Raw genomic sequence first — 3,213 nt, forward strand, 5'->3', positions numbered from 1 at the left:
TTGGTGAGTGTGAATATGAAGCCGGGGGAACGCCGTTTGGTTCAGGTGGATTTCTTGTATCCGCCGGATGCGACGCCGCCGCAAGTTTTGACTGTGCGATCGAGTAATTAGTTATTTGGTGACTGTATATTTACCCTGTCCGAAACCTGGCTAAATTTCTCACAACAAAAAGTACGATCGCTACTCGACGGGCTCGCCCTTAACATACAAAGATTCGAGAAACTTAACGGCTTCATCAAGCACAGCTTCCGGTAACTTCTCAACGAACGCGATCGCCCTTTGACGGGTTTCTGCATCAACTGCTTTGGATTGTTGCGAGTCAGTGTCTGCTAAACCGCTATTTTCAAATTGCTTTTGCTTCGATAAAGCTGTTTCTGGAATGAAACCTTCCGTCCCCGATCGAATTTAACACCGTCTATTTAGAGTTTATTGAAAAAAAATATAGTTTGATCGCCCAAATCTATCACAGCATTATCTCAGTCACCGCAATATTACCCTCAAAACACACGTCAACATCAGTCCCCGCCGCCCGATCGCGCGATCCATACTCTCCGGCATAATAAAAGTATTCTCCCTCCACCCGGTAAACCACTGGCAGTGGCTGCGTCGAAGGCTGGCAAAACACAATTTCCGGTTCCGCACTTCCCGGCGCTAAATGCGGCAAATTCACATTCCAGAAACACCCCGACTTTAGTTCCCGGTTCAGCAAATGGGCCAACACCCGCGATGTCCAACGAGTAGCGACATCCCAGTCTATTTCGAGCGGCCTTTTAATCCGGTGGGAAATTGCGATTCCCGGAATACCGTGCATAGCTGCTTCGCGCACAGCCGCCACCGTACCCGAAATATACACGTCAACCCCCAAATTGCCGCCCGCGTTAATACCCGAAAGCACCAAATCTGGCTTCGCACAAACGTGATGAAGAGCAATACGCACGCAATCGGCCGGTGTTCCCCCTACAGCATACTCAAAGGACTATCGGCGAGCGACATGAATCGGACTGTGAGCAGTCACTTGATGCCCGCAGCCCGACAATTGCCCCTGCGGAGCCACCATAATTGTTTTACCTTCTACAGCCTGCAAAAGTGCTTGAATGCCCGGAGCATTGATGCCGTCGTCGTTGGTTAAAATTATTGTCATTGAAAATTTGTCTGTTACTAACGTTATTTTGTCAGTGGTGGGCGAGCCGATGCAATCTCAAATGGTAGGGGACGCGGGGATTGTGTCGATTTTAGATTTTAGATTTTAAATTTTAGATTTTAGATTTTAGATTTACTTCACAGATGAATCTGGGAAATTGAACATGAGTCTAAAATTTTTATCTTTCCACAACATTAGTCGGGGGCTTGTATCCGTTTTTGGGCTGTGTCTGCATAACGTTAAGTGTAGTGGACTTACGCACTGAGACTGGGATCTACCAGGTTTTTTCAGCGATACCCAGGCCCTCCACGCCGTATTTTAGTCGTTAAAACCCTGTTTCTGCGCCCGGGAAGAGTTACTAATTCTATATTTACTGGCTGTGCAACTAAATTTTACTTTGCCGTAGATCTGGCGATCGACCAACATATTTCTCATTATTTGTATAAATTCTAACTGGCAAAAAGTAAAATTACGTAGTTAGCGGTTGTGACAGCCGATGATACCGAAAGTTGCAATAACGGATAGTTAGCCGTGGAATGCTTCAGCACCAATTATCCTAGCGTTTGCGATACAACCAAGTTTACGAAAGGTTCAAGAATAAACCTCGAAGAATATTGTTTTGGTAAAGGTATCAAAAATGTATAGACAAATACCTTTACATGATAGATGATGTAAACAGGTACCGAAAGAAATCAGTAAAGTCAATCCCCCCAACGATATAAAAAAGGTATTACTCTTATGAAAACCAACTTCGCCCAACCACTAACCGCGTGTCTAGCTACCGCTGGTTTAGTCATTGCTTCTTCATTACTAACTGCAACGCAAGCCCAAGCATTCAGTTTATCCGTGGCACCTGAGTACGGTAGTACCAACAGCCTGGGCAACGTTATCGGCACCGGTGCTACTGCAACATTGGACTTCAACTTTGTCCAAAGTGGAGCCGATTTGCTCCTGAATTTAGGCATCAAGAATACCACTGGCACTCAGGTCACAGCCGGTGGTGCAACAGACTCTTCTCTCGTTGCCGTGGCATTTGACGTATTGAGTGGCGTTAATGCATCGGTTAAATCTACCGCAGGCAGCACTTTTACAGCGTTTTGGAACAATGTTGATATTAGTGGCTTGCACAACGGTTTCGACTATGGCATTAGCACTCCGCGCAAGAGCTTTAATGGTGGAAACGCTAATGGAGGCTTATATAAAAATCAGTCTACTTTGGTTAGCTTTTTGCTAACTGGCAGCAGTCTGAGTGCGGCTCAGGCAGAAAATGCTTTCTTGACGGGATTTCAGAATGGTACGCTTAAGGCAGGGGTTCGCTTCCAGCAGGTAGATGGGTCTCGTGTTGGCACCAGTGACAAAGTTATGGCCGGAGTTTCCCCTGATGCTGAGCCAGTACCCGAACCAACCACTATCGCAGGTATGGTGATGGGGTTGGGAAGTTTAGTAGCAGCCCGCCGCAAGCAGGCAAAAAAAGCTCTTGCTTAAATTGTCTCAGGGGTGCAGGCCATCCATCGGCAGAAAAGCTCATCGCTTTTCTAGTGAATGCAGGTTAACTTCTAGTATCAACTCATAAGAGCCAGCGCAGCTATAGTGCTTCTGGCTCTTATTTATGCTCTACATTTTGTCAAGGTGAAGAACAAAAAATTTGCGATATCCGAATTGCTGCAAAAATAGACCTAAAATCCCAACCTCACCAGAAAATATAAACCAACTTGTGGTAATGTTCTGTGTCGGTTGCTATGTGGCAATCTTCTGCAAGTTCAGTTAAACGCGCTCTCAGCAATGTTTTTGCCAATTTTCCCCTTAGCTCAAACAATCCCCGCACCTGGGACCCAACAAGTCATCATCGAGCGAGAATTCCCGCTATCGGAAAACGAACTGGATTTGCCAGCGCCTCCAACAACGGCCCCGCTGAACACTGTGACGGTGCCCCAGCAAGTGCGCGTTTTGCCGGGGCAACTAGACAGCATCCCGGTTTTCAACAGCAACAGCCCCGAAGTTGTGCAAACCGAAGGCATTTTGCTCTCCACATTTCCCCCGGAAGCCAAACAAGTACCTTCTGCACACTTAAA

General features: G+C 46.5%; 3 protein-coding genes and 1 pseudogene. 3 read left to right on the forward strand and 1 reads right to left on the reverse strand.

All coding sequences use genetic code 11. The annotated features are described in order from the left end of the window. Positions 1-111 (forward strand): DUF3370 family protein (locus QUA25_RS28930; RefSeq protein ID WP_333034947.1); only part of this gene is annotated, 111 nt, incomplete at its 5' end. 352 nt (positions 112-463) lie between these two features. Here QUA25_RS28930 and surE read toward each other — a convergent pair. Beyond that, positions 464-1,141: pseudogene (gene surE, locus QUA25_RS28935) on the reverse strand (5'/3'-nucleotidase SurE). Positions 1,142-1,879: 738 nt separating this feature from the next. Between surE and QUA25_RS28940 the strand changes: the two are divergent. Both QUA25_RS28940 and QUA25_RS28945 read left to right on the forward strand, forming a co-directional pair. Beyond that, positions 1,880-2,626, forward strand: coding sequence for a PEP-CTERM sorting domain-containing protein (locus tag QUA25_RS28940; protein ID WP_333043120.1), 747 nt, complete (start codon positions 1,880-1,882; stop codon positions 2,624-2,626). A 297-nt stretch (positions 2,627-2,923) separates the two neighbouring features. Then, positions 2,924-3,213 (forward strand): DUF3370 family protein (locus QUA25_RS28945; RefSeq protein ID WP_333043122.1); only part of this gene is annotated, 290 nt, incomplete at its 3' end.

This window comes from Microcoleus sp. Pol17C6 (assembly GCF_036701145.1).
Lineage (GTDB): Bacteria > Cyanobacteriota > Cyanobacteriia > Cyanobacteriales > Microcoleaceae > Microcoleus.

Coding starts and splice junctions, on each gene's coding strand:
- QUA25_RS28940 (WP_333043120.1), top strand. CDS start 1,880: ATGAAAACCAACTTCGCCCAACCACTAACCGCGTGTCTAGCTACCGCT.